15 protein-coding genes and 1 tRNA gene are annotated in these 15,675 nt (G+C 70.3%); 9 read left to right on the forward strand and 7 right to left on the reverse strand.

The window, feature by feature from the left end; all coding sequences use genetic code 11:
• The first annotated feature begins 1 nt into the window (after position 1).
• The 4 genes from efeB (at position 2) to STRCI_RS20410 (ending at position 4,891) form a co-directional block, all read left to right on the forward strand.
• On the forward strand, positions 2-1,282 hold the full coding sequence (efeB, locus tag STRCI_RS20395) for an iron uptake transporter deferrochelatase/peroxidase subunit (protein WP_269660385.1): 1,281 nt from the start codon (positions 2-4) through the stop codon (positions 1,280-1,282).
• A gap of 68 nt (positions 1,283-1,350) precedes the next feature.
• Positions 1,351-2,283 (forward strand): prephenate dehydratase, encoded by a 933-nt coding sequence (gene pheA, locus STRCI_RS20400; RefSeq protein ID WP_269660387.1) that lies wholly within the window; start codon positions 1,351-1,353, stop codon positions 2,281-2,283.
• A 530-nt stretch (positions 2,284-2,813) separates the two neighbouring features.
• Positions 2,814-4,091, forward strand: coding sequence for a serine--tRNA ligase (serS, locus tag STRCI_RS20405; protein ID WP_269660388.1), 1,278 nt, complete (start codon positions 2,814-2,816; stop codon positions 4,089-4,091).
• A complete protein-coding gene (locus STRCI_RS20410; protein WP_269660389.1) occupies positions 4,088-4,891 on the forward strand; it encodes an HAD family hydrolase in 804 nt (267 codons plus the stop codon). Before serS ends, STRCI_RS20410 begins: the two co-directional genes overlap by 4 nt.
• An 89-nt stretch (positions 4,892-4,980) precedes the next feature.
• Here the strand turns inward: STRCI_RS20410 and STRCI_RS20415 are convergent.
• The 6 genes from STRCI_RS20415 to STRCI_RS20440 form a co-directional block, all read right to left on the reverse strand.
• Positions 4,981-5,065 (reverse strand) — tRNA-Ser (locus tag STRCI_RS20415).
• A gap of 258 nt (positions 5,066-5,323) precedes the next feature.
• The gene (locus STRCI_RS20420) at positions 5,324-5,524 is read right to left on the reverse strand and encodes an SGM_3592 family protein (RefSeq protein WP_269660390.1); all 201 of its coding nucleotides are present in this window, start codon (positions 5,522-5,524) and stop codon (positions 5,324-5,326) included.
• A 76-nt stretch (positions 5,525-5,600) separates the two neighbouring features.
• Positions 5,601-6,320 (reverse strand): ABC transporter permease subunit, encoded by a 720-nt coding sequence (locus STRCI_RS20425; protein ID WP_269660391.1) that lies wholly within the window; start codon positions 6,318-6,320, stop codon positions 5,601-5,603.
• 10 nt (positions 6,321-6,330) lie between these two features.
• Entirely contained in the window at positions 6,331-7,242 is a 912-nt protein-coding gene (locus STRCI_RS20430) for an ABC transporter ATP-binding protein (RefSeq protein WP_269660392.1), read from the reverse strand.
• Positions 7,239-8,138, reverse strand: a complete 900-nt coding sequence (locus tag STRCI_RS20435; RefSeq protein ID WP_269660393.1) for an ABC transporter permease — start codon at positions 8,136-8,138, stop codon at positions 7,239-7,241. The genes STRCI_RS20430 and STRCI_RS20435 overlap by 4 nt, the downstream gene beginning before the upstream one ends.
• On the reverse strand, positions 8,128-9,090 hold the full coding sequence (locus tag STRCI_RS20440; protein ID WP_269664600.1) for an ABC transporter ATP-binding protein: 963 nt from the start codon (positions 9,088-9,090) through the stop codon (positions 8,128-8,130). Before STRCI_RS20440 ends, STRCI_RS20435 begins: the two co-directional genes overlap by 11 nt.
• 226 nt (positions 9,091-9,316) lie before the next feature.
• On the opposite strand from STRCI_RS20440, the gene STRCI_RS20445 reads away from it, so the two are divergent.
• From STRCI_RS20445 to STRCI_RS20465, 5 genes are all read left to right on the forward strand, one after another.
• Positions 9,317-10,159, forward strand: coding sequence for a M24 family metallopeptidase (locus tag STRCI_RS20445; RefSeq protein ID WP_269660394.1), 843 nt, complete (start codon positions 9,317-9,319; stop codon positions 10,157-10,159).
• Positions 10,156-11,913, forward strand: coding sequence for an SDR family oxidoreductase (locus tag STRCI_RS20450; RefSeq protein WP_269660395.1), 1,758 nt, complete (start codon positions 10,156-10,158; stop codon positions 11,911-11,913). The genes STRCI_RS20445 and STRCI_RS20450 overlap by 4 nt, the downstream gene beginning before the upstream one ends.
• A gap of 176 nt (positions 11,914-12,089) precedes the next feature.
• Complete coding sequence (locus STRCI_RS20455) at positions 12,090-12,665, forward strand: RNA 2'-phosphotransferase (protein ID WP_269660396.1); 576 nt, start codon at positions 12,090-12,092, stop codon at positions 12,663-12,665.
• A gap of 41 nt (positions 12,666-12,706) precedes the next feature.
• Positions 12,707-13,609, forward strand: coding sequence for an LLM class flavin-dependent oxidoreductase (locus STRCI_RS20460; RefSeq protein ID WP_269660397.1), 903 nt, complete (start codon positions 12,707-12,709; stop codon positions 13,607-13,609).
• Between the two features lie 83 nt (positions 13,610-13,692).
• On the forward strand, positions 13,693-14,562 hold the full coding sequence (locus STRCI_RS20465; protein WP_269660398.1) for a Cof-type HAD-IIB family hydrolase: 870 nt from the start codon (positions 13,693-13,695) through the stop codon (positions 14,560-14,562).
• On the opposite strand, the gene STRCI_RS20470 is transcribed toward STRCI_RS20465, so the two are convergent.
• Complete coding sequence (locus STRCI_RS20470; RefSeq protein ID WP_269660399.1) at positions 14,563-15,609, reverse strand: M23 family metallopeptidase; 1,047 nt, start codon at positions 15,607-15,609, stop codon at positions 14,563-14,565.
• Positions 15,610-15,675: the final 66 nt, after the last annotated feature.

Below are 15,675 nucleotides of genomic sequence, written 5' to 3' on the forward strand. Positions count from 1 at the left end.
CATGGCTGACCAGTCCATCCCGGAGGCCCGCACCCCCGTCACCGAGGAGAGCGGCCCCGCAGACGCCCCGCAGGGCGTGACGCGCCGCGCCCTCCTCGGCACCGCCGGTGCCACCGGGCTCGTACTCGGCGCGACCGGCGGCGCCGTGGGCTATGCCGCCGCGCCCGCCCCGGCGACCCCGCTCACCTCGGTGGGCGCCGAGCAGGCGATGTTTCACGGGAAACATCAGCCCGGCATCCTCCAGGGCCTCCAGGCCCGTGGCCATCTCATCGCCTTCGACCTGACGGCGGGGGCGGGCCGCAAGGAGGCCGCCGCACTGCTGCGCCGCTGGTCGGAGACGGCACGACGGCTGATGGCGGGCGAGCCGACAGGCAGCGGCGACACCGATGTGGCGCGGGACGCCGGGCCCTCCGCGCTGACCGTCACCTTCGGCTTCGGCCACAGCTTCTTCGCCCGCACCGGCCTGGCCGGCCGGCGCCCTGTCGCCCTGGACCCGCTGCCCGACTTCTCCTCCGACCGGCTCGACAAGGCCCGCAGCAACGGCGACCTGTGGGTGCAGATCGGCGCCGACGACGCACTGGTCGCCTTCCACGCCCTGCGCGCGCTCCAGCAGGACGCGGGGCAAGCGGCCCGGGTGCGCTGGCAGATGAACGGCTTCAACCGCTCACCGGGCGCCACCGCCCACCCCATGACGGCCCGCAATCTGATGGGCCAGATCGACGGCACCCGCAACCCCAAGCCGGCCGAGTCCGACTTCGAGAAGCGGATCTTCGTGCCTTCCTCGGGCGAGCCGGACTGGATGGCGAACGGCTCCTACGCCGTCGTACGCCGGATCCGCATGCTCCTCGACGACTGGGAGCAGCTCTCCGGCAAGGAGCAGGAGGACGTCATCGGGCGCCGCAAGGCGGACGGGGCGCCGCTGTCGGGGGGCACCGAGACGGCCGAGATGGACCTGGAGAAGACGGACGCGCAGGGCAGCCTGGTCGTTCCGATCAACGCCCACGCGCGGATCTCCCGGCCCGACCAGAACGGCGGGGCGGCGATGCTGCGGCGGCCGTTCTCCTTTCACGACGGCATCGCGGCGGACGGGACCCCGGACGCGGGCCTGCTCTTCGTGTGCTGGCAGGCGGATCCGCTGCGCGGCTTCGTGACCGTGCAGCGCAAGCTCGACCGGGGCGACGCGCTGTCGAAGTTCGTCCGCCACGAGTCGAGCGGCCTGTTCGCGGTGCCGGGCGGGGCGGCCGAGGGAGAGTACGTCGGACAGCGGCTGCTGGAGGCGTGAAGCGGGCCGGGATCACCCGGTCGTGAGACGCGTCCACCGGCGTCCCGCGAGGCCATTAGGGTGAGGTCATGCCAGCGAGCTATGCGTATCTCGGTCCCGAAGGCACCTTCACCGAAGCCGCCCTGCGCACGCTTCCCGAGGCGGCCACCCGGGAGCTGGTCCCCTATGTCTCCGTGCAGTCCGCGCTGGACGCGGTGCGCGTGGGCGAGGCCGAGGCCGCGTTCGTCCCGATCGAGAACTCCGTCGAGGGCGGGATCACCACCACCCTCGACGAACTGGTCGCGGGCGCGCCACTGATGATCTACCGCGAGGTGCTGCTGTCGATCACCTTCGCGCTGCTGGTCCGGCCCGGCACCCAGCTCTCCGACATCAAGACGGTCTCCGCCCACCCGGCAGCCCAGCCGCAGGTGCGCAACTGGCTGAAGAAGAACCTCCCGGACGCCCACTGGGAATCGGCCGCCTCCAACGCGGACGCCGCCCGGCTGGTCCAGGAGGGCCAGTACGACGCCGCCTTCGCGGGCGAGTTCGCCGCCGCCCTGTACGGCCTCGACGTCCTGGAGAGCGGGATCCACGACGCGGAGAACGCCCAGACCCGGTTCGTGCTGGTGGGCCGCCCGGCCCGGCCTGCGGCGCCGACGGGCGCGGACAAGACCTCCGTCGTGCTGTGGCAGCGCGACGACCACCCTGGAGGGCTGCGCGATCTGCTCGGCGAGTTCGCGACCCGGGGCATCAACCTGATGCTGCTGCAGTCCCGGCCCACCGGCGAGGGAATCGGCAACTACTGCTTCTGCATCGACGCGGAGGGCCATATCTCCGACCGGCGGGTGGCGGAAACCCTGATGGGGCTGAAGCGGATCTGCCTGGAGGTGCGGTTCCTCGGCTCCTACCCGCGCGCGGACGTGGGCGTGGAGGGCGTGAGCGCGCCGCGGCCCGGGACCTCGGACGAGGAGTTCGTGTCGGCGTCGGACTGGGTGGCCCGGTGCCAGGACGGGCGATTCTGAGCCAGTACCACCAGCGTATTGTCGTTATCCACAGAAGTTATCCACAGGTCGGCCTCTCGACCTGGGGACAAGTCGACACTGGCACACGACTCAGTCGACAAATCGCCCTACAGCACCCCACTCCGTCCACCGGCGCGCGGTTCACCCTTCGTCCACTCGTTTCCTTCGAGCAATCCTTTGGGGCGACGCATTTCCACTCGAACGTGGGCGTAAAGGAGGTTTGCCCTGGGAATCCTCGGAACCGGCCCGGCTATTCGGAGTGATCAATTCCGATGTCCACAGATCTTCCACACACCCTGTGGATAACTCTTGCAGGACTGTGGACGGCTGTGGATGACGAGACCCCAAGTCCCGTTCTCCACAAGGAAATCCGGTCAACACCGCGCCCGCCGCTTGCCCCGTCCCAGGGAGTGAGACACCTTTTATTGACACGGGGTGCAATTCGCTCATAACGGAACGTAAGCCGCAGTTCGGGGTGGCCCGGAAAAGCGAGTCGTGAGCAGGGACCGGGCCCCGGTAGCCTTGACCGCGTGATTGACCTTCGCCTGCTCCGTGAGGACCCCGACCGTGTGCGCGCGTCCCAGCGCGCCCGTGGAGAGGACGTCGCGCTCGTCGACGCTCTCCTGTCTGCCGACGAGCGGCGCAGGTCGTCCGGCGTCCGCTTCGACGAGCTGCGCTCCGAGCAGAAGTCGCTCGGCAAGCTCATCCCCAAGGCCACTCCGGAGGAGCGCGCCGAGCTTCTCCAGAAGGCGGAGCAGCTCAAGACGGACGTCAAGGCCGCCGAGGCCGCGCAGAACGAGGCCGACGACGAGACCAAGCGCCTCGTCCTCCAGCTCGGCAACCTCGTCCACCCCGACGTCCCCGTCGGCGGCGAGGAGGACTTCGTCGTCCTGGAGACGCACGGCACCATCCGCGACTTCGGCGCCGAGGGCTTCGAGCCCAAGGACCACCTGGAGCTCGGCGAGGCGCTGGGCGCCATCGACGTCGAGCGCGGCGCCAAGGTCTCCGGCTCGCGCTTCTACTACCTCACCGGTGTCGGCGCCCTGCTGGAGCTGGCCCTGGTCAACGCCGCGATCGCGCAGGCCACCGAGGCCGGGTTCACCCCGATGCTCACCCCCGCGCTGGTCCGCCCGCGCGCCATGGAGGGCACCGGCTTCCTCGGCCAGGCCGCGGAGAACGTGTACCACCTGGAGAAGGACGACTACTACCTGGTCGGCACCTCCGAGGTCCCGCTCGCCGCGTACCACATGGACGAGATCCTCGACGCCGACAAGCTGCCGCTGCGCTACGCCGGCTTCTCGCCGTGCTTCCGCCGCGAGGCCGGCACCTACGGCAAGGACACCCGCGGCATCTTCCGGGTGCACCAGTTCGACAAGGTCGAGATGTTCTCCTACGTCGCCCCCGAGGACGCGGAGAACGAGCACAAGCGGCTCCTGGAGTGGGAGAAGCAGTGGCTCACCGGTCTTGAGCTGCCGTTCCAGGTCATCGACGTCGCCTCGGGCGACCTGGGCTCGTCCGCCTCCCGCAAGTACGACTGCGAGGCGTGGATCCCGACCCAGGGCAAGTACCGCGAGCTGACCTCGGCCTCCAACTGCGACGGCTTCCAGGCCCGGCGGCTGTCGGTGCGGATGCGCGACGGCAAGAAGGTGCAGCCGCTGGCGACGCTCAACGGCACGCTGTGCGCGGTGCCGCGCACGATCGTCGCCATCCTGGAGAACCACCAGCTGGCCGACGGTTCGGTGCGGGTGCCCGAGGTGCTGCGCCCGTATCTGGGCGGCCGGGAGGTTCTGGAGCCGATCGCCAAGTGAGCGGCTCCTTCCCCTACGGGCTGATCGCGACCGACCTCGACGGCACGCTGCTGCGGTCCGACGACTCGGTCTCCCCGCGCACCCGTGAAGCGCTCTCCGCGGCCACCGCGGCGGGCGCCAAGCACATCGTCGTGACCGGGCGGGCGGCGCCCTGGACCCGGCACATCCTGGATGACCTGGGCTACCGGGGACTCGCGGTGTGCGCACAGGGCGCGCAGGTCTACGACGCCGGTGAGCACCGTCTGCTGACCTCCGTCACGCTCGACCGGCAGCTGGCCGGGGTGGCGCTGGCGAAGATCGAGGCGGAGGTCGGTCCCCTGTTCCTGGCGGCGAGCCGGGACGGGCTGGAAGGGGAGGTGCTGGTCGGCCCCGGTTACGCGGTCACGGGCAAGCTCCCGTCCACGCCGTTCACCGATGTGGCGGATCTCTGGTCGTCGCCGCTGAACAAGATCTACATACAGCATCCTTCGCTGTCGGACGACGAGCTGGCGGATGTCGCGCGGCACGCGGCGGGCGGGTTCGTTTCCGTGGCCATGGCGGGCGCGGGCATCGTCGAGTTGCTGCCCCTGGGACTGTCCAAGGCGACGGGGTTGTCGATCGCGGCGCGACGACTGGGCCTGAAGGCCAAGGACACGATTGCCTTCGGCGATATGCCTAATGACCTGCCTATGTTCGCGTGGGCTGCGCGTGGTGTGGCCATGGCCAATGCGCATGCGGAGTTGAAGGCTGTGGCCGATGAGGTGACGGCTTCTCATGACGAGGACGGGATTGCTGTGGTCCTGGAGCGTCTGCTCGGCTGAGGTTTGTGTGGGACTGCGGGCCGGTGGGGGCTGGTCGCGCAGTTCCCCGCGCCCCTAGGTGGGTGCAGTCAGCCTTGGTTTTTCTGTTGCGGAGGATGCACGGATCGAACGTGCGCGGGGTTTCCCCCGACCACGGCTTAGCAAGCCGGTGCCTTACCACTCGGCCAATCCTCCGGGAGGGCGGCCTCACGCGAACTGGGATTCGCGTGCTCGAAGCGGCCGCCCGGGCAGCTCCCCGATGCGGTGCGGGCTCGACGGAGGGGTAACTACTCCGGAGCCCGCCGCGGGCTGCCCTGTGGGGAACTCGACGGACTGTCGTGCATGGACATCGTCGCGCTCCTCCCCAGTCGGTGGCGCCGAAGTGATCCCCGGCGTCCTGGACATCAACCATCCTGCCCGCCACTGGAGTTGGGCGCCACCGAATAAATCGGCCTAGCGCCGCCGCCACCTGCGACGGCGCCCCCTGCCGAAGAACCAGCCGGCCGGGGGCTCCTCGGAGCGCCACGGCTGGGGTTCGGGCTGCTCCTCGCGCCAGCGGGCCGCCAGCATGCGGGCCCGGGCGGACGGTTCGGAGGTCCCGGCGGACCGTATGAAGTCCTCGTCCAGGACGAGGTCGTCCCAGTCGTCTGCCATACCGTCCTCCCGGATCGTCCCCGTTCCGCCCAGTGTGCCCGGGCAGAGGTGAAGCCCCCGTCAATGAGCGGGCCGTCTACTCCTCGCCCGCCAGCGTCAGCGTGCGCAGCTTCTGGCCCGCGTACCAGGTGGCGAGGACCGTCACCGCGACCAGCAGCACCGTCGCCGTGGTGATGCCCACGTCCGAGGTGACGAGGTCTCCGCCGGTCACCTCGTGGGCGACGGCCAGGGACCACTGCTGGACGCTCAGGGTGCGGGCGCCCGCCACCAGGGAGCCGAACAGGGCCTCCCAGACCAGGGCGTAGACCAGGCCGAAGACGACCGCGTGCCGGGACACCGTGCCGAGCAGCAGGAAGAGGGCCGCGTACGCGATGGAGGCGACCAGTGCGGCCACCGTGTAGGCCACGGCGATCTGCTGGCCGTTGCCGTTGAGGATGAAGCCGGAGATCAGCGTCGGCACCGCGGAGAACACCATGGTCACCGCGACGGCCACGATCAGCTTGGTGAAGATGATCGTCGGGCGCTTGATCGGCTTGGAGAGCAGATACACCACCGAGCCGTCGTCGATCTCCGGGCCGATCGCCCCGGTGCCGGCGATGACACCGATGATCGGCACCATGGTGGCCAGGGCGAGTCCGCCGAGCAGGTCGGAGGCGGTCTGGTCGTCGGCGCCCGCGAGGCCGCGCACGATCACCGAGATCACGATGAGCAGCAGCGGCAGGGCGCCCAGGATGAGGGCCCGGCGACGGCCGAGCAGGGCTCGATAGGTGAGCCGGGCGACTGTGGGGTCGTACATCTTCGGCCTCCTACGCCGCGACGAGATACGAGAAGACGGACTCGAGGGACTCGTCGGACGGCGAGACCGTGTGCAGGCGGATGCCGTGGTCCCTCGCCACACGAGGCAGCAAGGCCGTGAAGCGGGCGAAGTCGACGGCCTGGATGCGCAACGCGCCCTCCGCCAGATCGACTTCGATGCCGGAGGTCGACGGGTCGGCGATCAGCGCGGCCGCGAGGGCGCGGTCGTCGCTGGAGCGCACCAGGTAGCGGTGCGGCCGGTCGGTCATCAGGCGGCGGATCTTGCGGAAGTCACCGCTGGCCGCGTGCCGGCCGGCGACCACGACCTCGATGTGCCAGGCGAGTTGCTCGACCTCTTCGAGGATGTGCGAGGAGAACAGCACGGTGCGGCCCTCGTCGCCCATCCTGCGCAGCAGGTCCATCAGCTGCATGCGCTGGCGCGGGTCCATGCCGTTGAAAGGCTCGTCCAGCAGGAGCAGCGAGGGGTTGTGGACCAGGGCGGACGCCATCTTCACGCGCTGGCGCATGCCCTTGGAGTACGTCTGGATCTTGCGGTCCTGGGCGTACTCCATCTCGACCGTGGCCAGCGCCTGCTGCGCCGCCTTGGCGCCCAGGCCGTGCAACTCGGCGTTGGCGACGACGAATTCGCGGCCGGTGAGGAAGTCGTACATCGCCTCGCGCTCGGGGACGATGCCGATGTGCTGGTAGATGGACTCGTTGCGCCACACCGGCTGGCCGTCGAGGGTGACGGTGCCGGTGGAGGGGGCCAGGAAGCCGCCCATCATGTTGATGAGGGTGGACTTTCCGGCACCGTTGGGGCCGAGCAGGCCGGTGACGCCGGGGCCGATGGTCATGGTGATGTCGTTGACGGCGACCACGTTGCCGAACCAGCGGGAGACATGGTCGATGGAGAGCGTGGTCACAGTCCGGCCTTTCGGTAGCGGCGCAGCAGCAGGCCGTAGGTGGCGGCGATCAGGCCGAGCGTGACGAGGACGTACACCGCGCCCTCGCCGTTCGACGGGCCGACGCCGCCGGGGAAGGCGGAAGAGGCGCCGAGGAAGGCGGACTGCACCCCGTCGATCAGCGTGATCGGCGAGAACAGGCCCATCCACGCGATGGCGTCGAAGCTGCCCTGGGCGTCGGCGATGGCCTGGAGGGTGGAGACGGCGCCGTAGGAGATGGTCAGTACGGCGATCACGGCGGCGATGCCGAAGCCGCGGCGCGGGGTGACCGAGGCGATGACCAGGCCGAGGCCGGCGAAGAGCAGCGAGAGCAGTGCCACGGAGACCAGTCCCTGTGCGAATCCCTTGGTCTGGTCGGCGAAGTCCAGCTTGGCCAGCAGCGCGCCCACATAGAGGACGAGCAGCGGGGCGGCGGTGAGGACGAACATCGCCGAGGCCAGCGCCGCGAACTTCGCCCGGACGTAGTCGGCGGTCTCGATCGGCCGCGAGAAGTACAGCGGCACGGTCTTGAAGCGCAGGTCGCGGGAGACGGACTGGGGCGCCTGGGAGGCGACGTAGAGGCTGATGACGGCCTGCATGACGATCGCGTAGCGCGTGTAGTCGACGGGCAGGTCGTTGGCCTTGGTGGCGACCGCCACGGCGACCATGATGGCCGCGGGCACGCACATCACCACGAACAGCAGCATCGGCAGCACCTTGGACTTCACCGAGCGGCCGAGGCCGTAGGCGCCGCGCAGGGACTGCGAGTAGAGCGAGCGGGTGGCGTAGGCGCGGCCGAGGCGGGGGCCGTCGTAGTTGCGGTAGCCGATGTCATGGATGCGGGTCTGGTCGCCTGCGGTGGAGTGGTCAAGAGCCATGGACGGCCGCCTCCTTCCGCTGCTCGTCGCTGTCGGTGAAGACCTCGGCGATGTGGTGGCGGCGCTGTTCCATGCGCACCAGGCCGAGGCCGAGGTCCGCGATCACGTCCCGGACCAGGTCGTAGGTCTCCTCGCCCTGTGCGGTGAGCAGCAGGATGTGACCGGCGCCGGGCAGTCCGCTGCCGGACTCGACGCTGATCCCGCGCGCGTCGAGCGCCTCGCGCACCGCTTTGGTGCCGTCGGGGTGCTCGTCGGTGTCGGTGACCTCGATCGCGAGGGTGGTCGTGGTCTGGGTGAAGTCGGTGGTGGAACTGGAGCGCAGGAGCTTGCCGCCGTCGATGACCACGACGTGGTCGCAGGTGCGCTCCAGTTCGCCCAGCAGGTGGGAGGTGACCAGGACCGAGATGCCGAAGTCGGTGTGGATACGGCGGATCAGGCCGAGCATCTCGTCCCGGCCGACCGGGTCGAGGCCGTTGGTCGGCTCGTCCAGGAAGACCAGCTGGGGGTCGTGGACGAGGGCCTGCGCCAGCTTCACGCGCTGCTTCATGCCGGTGGAGTAGCCGCCGATGGGGCGGTAGCGCTCCTCGTACAGGCCGACATGGCGCAGGGTGTCCGCCGTGCGCTCGCGCGCGGCGGTGGGCGGCAGGCCGGACATGCGCGCCATGTGGACGACGAACTCGGTGGCCGAGACGTCCGGCGGCAGACAGTCGTGCTCCGGCATGTACCCGACCCGCTCACGGATGGCGGCGCCCTTGGTGGCGACGTCCAGGCCGAGCACTTCGGCGCGGCCCTCGGTGGCGGGGGACAGACCCAGCAGGATCTTGATCATGGTGGACTTGCCGGCTCCATTGGCTCCGACGAGTCCGGTCACCCCGGGCCCGATGTCCATGGTCAGCCGGTCAAGCGCGGTCACCCGGGGGAACCGCTTGCTCAGGCTTTCGGTCGCGATCACATTCACGGAATAGACGGTAGTGACGCGGAACACGTCGGTCGTCAGACCGTGGAGCCGTCTTGGGGTCCCTCTGGAGTCGTACGGGTCCTTAGGGGTCACCCTGAGGTCGAACAACGGGAGCGGTGGGACGGCCGTCCGCTCCCCTCTATTGACGCCGGGTCTAACAAGTGCCAGATTTCGGGTGTCAAGTTACGAGCGCGTACCGCAACCGGTGGGACGGGGTGCCATGGCTACGGCAGTGACCAGTGAACGCTCGACGGAGCTGCAAGGTTTCCGAAGAGTGCAGCGCCTCGCCTACGAGTGCGCGGAGGCGGTGGCGGCGCGGCTGGAGCCGGGTGTCACCGAGCGTGAGGCCGCGCGGATGCAGCGCGAGTGGCTGGCGGAACGCGGGGTGCGGGACTGGTTCCACATGCCCTTCGCCTGGTTCGGCGACCGCACGGCGTTCGTGGACTTCCGGATCCCGCTCCAGTTCTTCCCGACCAACCGCAGGCTGGAGCCGGGGATGCCGTTCATCCTCGACATGGCCCCGGTGTACGAGGGCTTCACCGCCGACATCGGCTATTCCGGCTCGCTGGGCGTGAACCGGGTCCAGGACAAGCTGATGGACGACCTCCGGGCGCACCGCGAGCTGATCCTCGCCGAGGTGCGCGAGCGCCGGTCGCTGCGGGAGATCTACGAGGACGTGGACCGGCTCATGGTCCGCCAGGGCTACGCCAACCGGCATCGCGCCTACCCCTTCGGCGTGATCGCCCACAAGGTCGACCGGGTGCGCGAACGCCGCTGGTCGCCACGGCTGTTCGGGTTCGGCACCCAGTCCCTGAAGGGCCTGGCGGCGGACGCGCTGCACGGTCACCGCGAGGGCTGGTCCCCGCTGTGGTCGCCGTACCGCTTCTCCGACCATCCGCCGCGGCCGGGGCTGTGGGCGGTCGAACCGCATCTCGGATTCCGGGGTACGGGCGCGAAGTTCGAGGAGATCCTGGTGGTCACGGACTCCGCGGACCCGGCGGAGAGCGCCTTCTGGCTGGACGACGATCTGCCGCACGTGCGGCGCTGGGCGGAGGAGAAATGACGCTTCGGGGCGCGCGTGAGCGCTGGGTGCGGACCGGTGGGGTCGAGCTGTGCGTGGCGGAGCTGGGCGACCCGGACCGGCCGACCGTGCTGCTCGTGCACGGCTACCCGGACAGCAAGGAGGTCTGGTCGGAGGTGGCCGTCCGGCTCGCCGACCGCTTCCATGTCGTGCTGTACGACGTCCGCGGCCATGGCCGGTCCACGGCACCACAGCCGCTGCGGGGCGGGTTCACGCTGGAGAAGCTGACGGACGACTTCCTGGCCGTCGCGGACGCGGTGAGCCCGGACCGTCCGGTGCATCTGGTGGGCCACGACTGGGGCTCGGTGCAGTCCTGGGAGTTCGTGACGGTCAAGCGCGCGGAGGGCCGTATCGCGTCCTTCACCTCCATGTCCGGGCCGTCCCTGGACCACTTCGGCCACTGGATCCAGCGCCGGATGAAGCGCCCGACCCCGCGCCGGGTGGGCCAACTCCTCGGCCAGGGCGCCAAGTCCTGGTACGTCTACCTGCTGCACACCCCGGTCCTGCCGGAGCTGGCGTGGCGGGGGCCGCTGGGCAGGACCTGGCCGCGGATCCTGTCCCGGTTCGAGAAGGTCCCGGCGGGCAACTACCCGACGTCGTCCCTCACTTCGGACGCGGCGCACGGAGCATGGCTGTACCGCGACAACGTACGGCCGCGGCTGCGCCGTCCCCGCGCGGACGCCTACGCCCACGCCCCGGTGCAGCTGATCACCCCGCTCGGCGACGCGTTCCTCTCCGAGCGGCTCTACGACGAACTGGAGCTGTGGGCTCCGCAGTTGACGCGGCGGACGCTGCCGGCGAAGCACTGGGTGCCGCGGACGCGTCCGGACCAGCTGGCCTCCTGGGTCGGCGAGTTCGTGACGTCAGTGGAGGGCGGACGCCAGGAGCCCGTGTCCGCGACCGGCCCCCATGCCGACCGTTTCGGGGGCCAGTTGGTCCTGATCACCGGCGCGGGCAGCGGGATCGGCCGCGCGACAGCGTACGCGTTCGCCGAGGCGGGCGCTCGCGTCGTGGCCGTCGACCGGGACGGCGAGGCGGCGGCCCGTACGGCGGAGATGAGCCGCCTGGTCGGCGCAACGGACGCCTGGGCGGAGACCGTTGACGTCTCCGACGAGCAGGCGATGGAGAAGCTCGCCGCCAAGGTCGCCACGGAGTACGGCGTGGTGGACGTCCTGGTGAACAACGCCGGGATCGGCCTCGCGGGCTCCTTCCTGGACACGACGTCCGACGACTGGCGCAAGGTCCTGGACGTCAATCTGTGGGGCGTGATCCACGGGTGCCGACTGTTCGGCAAGCAGATGGCCGAGCGCGGCCAGGGCGGCCACATCGTCAACACCGCCTCGGCGGCGGCCTTCCAGCCGACCCGGGCGCTGCCCGCCTACAGCACCAGCAAGGCGGCGGTGCTGATGCTGAGCGAGTGCCTGCGCGCCGAACTGGCCGAGCAGGGCATCGGAGTCACCGCGATCTGCCCCGGGCTGGTGAACACCAACATCACATCGACGGCTCGTCACGCCGGAGTTGACGCGGCGGAGGAGGCCCGTCGGCAGAAGAAGTCAGCCCGGCTGTACGGCATGCGCAACTACCCGCCGGAGAAGGTCGCGGAGGCGATTCTGCGCGGAATCGTCAACAACGAGGCGGTTGTTCCGGTGACTCCCGAGGCGCGTGGGGCGCATCTGCTCTCGCGGTTCGCGCCGGGGATGCTGCGCAGGCTCGCGCGCGTCAAGCCGCCCATGTGACAAGGGAGTTCGCTAACTTCGCATGCGTCAACGGATCTTGACGAAACCCCTTGCAGTGGCGGCTCGTTGTCCACAGAACCGCCAATTCTCCTGTGGATAACCGCACTTGGCTGTGGACCAAACATCGTCGGCAAAATCATTCGCGTGATTCGGGTCTCTCCCGCCACCCTGAGCGGATGAACGAGAGACCCATCGACGAACGCCGCACGGTGAGGGTGTCGAAGTACCTCTCCAAACACCTCCGGCACCAGCCCGAGCGCATCGGGCTCACCCTCGACGAGGGCGGCTGGGTGGAGATCGACACCCTCATCGCCGCGGCGGCGGCCCACGGCTTCCGGTTCACCAGGCAAGAACTGGACCACGTGGTCGCCACCAACGACAAGCGCCGCTTCGCCATCGACGGCACCCGCATCCGGGCCAGCCAGGGCCACAGCATCGAGGTCGAGCTGGGACTTCCCCCGGCGACCCCGCCGCCGTACCTCTACCACGGCACGGTGGCCCGCTACCTGGACGCGATCCGCGCGGAGGGCCTGCGGCCGATGAACCGCCATGACGTCCATCTGTCGGCCGACCGGGAGACCGCCACCCGGGTGGGCGCCCGCCGGGGCCGCCCGGTCGTCCTCTCCGTCGACGCCGCAGCGATGCACCGCGACGGGCATGTCTTCCACGTCAGCGCGAACGGCGTCTGGCTGACCCAGGCCGTGCCACCCGAGTACCTGCGCTTTCCGGAGCCACGCCACGGCACACAGTGACCGTTTCACGTGAAACCCATTCGGCCGCATACGCTCGAATCATGAGTCTGCGTCTGAGCACCGTGATCCTCCCGTACCGCCGCTGGCACGAGGGGAGCCGTGAGGCCTGGCAGCGGGCGGAGCAGCTCGGGTTCCACACCGCCTACACCTACGACCACCTGTCCTGGCGCAGCTTCCGGGACGGCCCGTGGTTCGGCGCCGTGCCCACCCTGACCGCCGCCGCGGCCGTCACCGACCACCTCCGGCTCGGCACCCTGGTGACCTCGCCCAACTTCCGGCACCCGGTGACCCTCGCCAAGGAACTGATCTCCCTGGACGACGTCTCCGGCGGCCGGATCACCCTCGGCATCGGCGCCGGCGGCACCGGCTTCGACGCCACCGCCCTCGGCCAGGAGCCCTGGACCCCGCGTGAGCGCGCCGACCGGCTCGCCGAGTTCGTCCCGCTCCTGGACCGCCTCCTCACCGAGGACGCCGTCTCCTACGAGGGCGACTTCTACTCCGCCCACGAGGCCCGCAACATCCCCGGCTGCGTCCAGCGGCCCCGGCTGCCCTTCGCGGTCGCCGCGACCGGCACGCGCGGACTGCGGCTCGCCGCCCGTCACGGACAGGCCTGGGTGACCACCGGCGACCCCAAGCTGTACGAGAACGGCACTCCTGAACAGTCGGTTCAAGCCATTCGCGGACAGATCGAGAAGCTGGCCGACGCCTGCGCCGCGATCGGCCGGGACATGACCGCGATGGACAAGATCCTGCTCACCGGATTCACCCCCGACCGGGCCCGTCCGCTGCGGTCCCTCGACGCGTTCGTGGACTTCGCGGGCCGCCACCGCGAGCTGGGCTTCACCGAGATCGTGATCCACTGGCCGATCCCGGACTCCGACTTCGCCACGGACGAGAAGATCTTCGAGCAGATCGCCATGGAGGCATCGGCGCAGCTCAAGTGAGCCGAGACGCAGGTGAGGACCCTAGGTCCTCAGATGTGCACACTCCCGCACGGGCGTGCGGGCATATGCGGGACAATGGCGCGGTGACCTCAGCGACTCGACAGCACGAGACCCCGGCCGCCGCCCTCCCGCCCCGGCTGATCGCCACCGATCTCGACGGCACGCTGCTGCGGGACGACAAGTCGGTCTCCCCCCGCACGGTCGCGGCCCTCGCCGCCGCCGAGGAGGCGGGCATCGAGGTCTTCTTCGTGACCGGCCGGCCCGCCCGCTGGATGGACGTCGTCAGCGACCATGTCCACGGCCACGGCCTGGCGATCTGCGGAAACGGCGCCGCCGTGGTCGACCTGCACGGCGGCCCCGGCGCCCACCGGTTCGTGATGGTGCGCGAGCTGGCCCGCGCGAACGCCCTGGACGCCGTACGGCACCTGCGGGACGCGGCGCCCGGCACGGTCTACGCGATCGAGCAGACCTACGGCTTCCACCAGGAGCCGGAGTATCCGAAGCTGCACATGGAGATCCCGGACAGCCTGGCCCCCGCCGAGCGGCTGCTCGCCGAGGACGCCCCGCACGCCGACGAGCCGGTGCTCAAGATCCTCGCCTACCACCCCGACCTCGACCCGGACGCCTTCCTCACCCTGGCCCGGCTGGCCATCGGCGACCGCGCCAACGTCACCCGGTCCAGCCCCAGCGCCCTGCTGGAGATCAGCGGCCCCGGTGTCTCCAAGGCCAGCACGCTCGCGCTGTGCTGTGCCGAGCGCGGGATCTCGCACGAGGAGGTCGTGGCCTTCGGCGACATGCCGAACGACGTCGAGATGCTCACCTGGGCCGGACAGTCGTACGCGATGGGCAACGCCCACCCGGACGTGATCGCCGCGGCCTCGGGGCGGACGGTAGCCAACAACGAGGACGGGGTGGCGGTCGTGATCGAGCAACTGCTGGCGGGGCGGGGCTAGCTAGCCCAGGTTCACCTCACGCGCCGCGAGCCAGGACGACGGGTCCACCGCCGAGCCGGACTCCGGGGTGACCCGGACCTCGAAGTGCAGATGCGGGCCGGTGGAGTTGCCGGTGGTCCCGGACTGCCCGACCCACTGCCCGGTGCTCACCCGCTCCCCCTGGTCGACGGCGACGGCGGCGAGATGGGCGTACTGCGTGTAGTAGCCGCCCGCGTGCTCCAGCACGATCTCGATGCCGAAGGGGCCACCGCAGGACACCCGCACCACCCGGCCCTCGCCGACCGCGCGCACCGGCGTGCCGATCGGCACCGCGAAGTCCTGCCCGGTGTGCCGGCGCGCCCAGCGCTCCCCGCCGCTGCCGTAGGACGCGGACAGTTCGTACGTCTCCACCGGTGCGACCCAGCGGGTGGCGAAGTGGGTCTCCGGCTGGTCGAGACGTACCGCGCCCCGGCACGAGCCGGCCGCCACCGAGGCGTCCGCGCGGCCCTGGAGCCGCGCGCGGGCCTCCTCCAGCTTCTCCTCGATGTCCTTTTTCAGCACGGCGAGTTCGGTGTTCCGCCGGTCCAGGTCCCGCCAGGCCGTCGAGGCCTTCTCCTGGTCGGCGGCGAGCCGCGCCTCGGCCCGGCGGCTCTTGTCGATGGCGTTGTTGACGGCCAGGTTGGTGCGGGAGAAGACATGCTGACCACGCATCAGCTCATCGGGGCTGCGAGCGAGGATGATCTGCGCGGTGACCGGCATCCCGCCGCCGTCACGGTACTGGGCGCGCGCGATCCGGCCGAGGTCCTCGTGCAGTACGGCGATCTCCGCCCGGCGTTGGTCCAGCAGCGCCTCGAACCGCTGGGCCCGCGCCCGCTGGGCGTCCGCCTCCCGGCGTCCGGCCTCGTACTGCCGGGTCGCGACGGCCGCGTCCGCGTACAGCCGCGCCACCTCGGCGCCGAGCCCGGAGTCGCCGCCCGTGTCGGAGGCTTCGGTGGGGCGGGCGGCGAGCACGGCGAACGCGCACAGCAGCGCCGGGACGAGCAGCGGATGACGGCGAGATGAGCGCATGTCAGCGATCCTGGCCCGCGCGGGGGTTCGGGGTCCTGTTCAAGTCGTACGGCTGGGGGAACGGTT

This window comes from Streptomyces cinnabarinus (assembly GCF_027270315.1).
Lineage (GTDB): Bacteria > Actinomycetota > Actinomycetes > Streptomycetales > Streptomycetaceae > Streptomyces > Streptomyces cinnabarinus.

What these genes read in the sequence shown, in the direction of transcription:
- pheA (WP_269660387.1), top strand. Translation starts at nt 1,351, where the DNA reads ATGCCAGCGAGCTATGCGTATCTCGGTCCCGAAGGCACCTTCACCGAA.
- STRCI_RS20470 (WP_269660399.1), bottom strand. Translation starts at nt 15,609, where the DNA reads ATGCGCTCATCTCGCCGTCATCCGCTGCTCGTCCCGGCGCTGCTGTGC.
- STRCI_RS20450 (WP_269660395.1), top strand. Translation starts at nt 10,156, where the DNA reads ATGACGCTTCGGGGCGCGCGTGAGCGCTGGGTGCGGACCGGTGGGGTC.
- STRCI_RS20420 (WP_269660390.1), bottom strand. Translation starts at nt 5,524, where the DNA reads ATGGCAGACGACTGGGACGACCTCGTCCTGGACGAGGACTTCATACGG.
- STRCI_RS20460 (WP_269660397.1), top strand. Translation starts at nt 12,707, where the DNA reads ATGAGTCTGCGTCTGAGCACCGTGATCCTCCCGTACCGCCGCTGGCAC.
- STRCI_RS20435 (WP_269660393.1), bottom strand. Translation starts at nt 8,138, where the DNA reads ATGGCTCTTGACCACTCCACCGCAGGCGACCAGACCCGCATCCATGAC.
- STRCI_RS20425 (WP_269660391.1), bottom strand. Translation starts at nt 6,320, where the DNA reads ATGTACGACCCCACAGTCGCCCGGCTCACCTATCGAGCCCTGCTCGGC.
- efeB (WP_269660385.1), top strand. Translation starts at nt 2, where the DNA reads ATGGCTGACCAGTCCATCCCGGAGGCCCGCACCCCCGTCACCGAGGAG.
- STRCI_RS20455 (WP_269660396.1), top strand. Translation starts at nt 12,090, where the DNA reads ATGAACGAGAGACCCATCGACGAACGCCGCACGGTGAGGGTGTCGAAG.
- STRCI_RS20445 (WP_269660394.1), top strand. Translation starts at nt 9,317, where the DNA reads ATGGCTACGGCAGTGACCAGTGAACGCTCGACGGAGCTGCAAGGTTTC.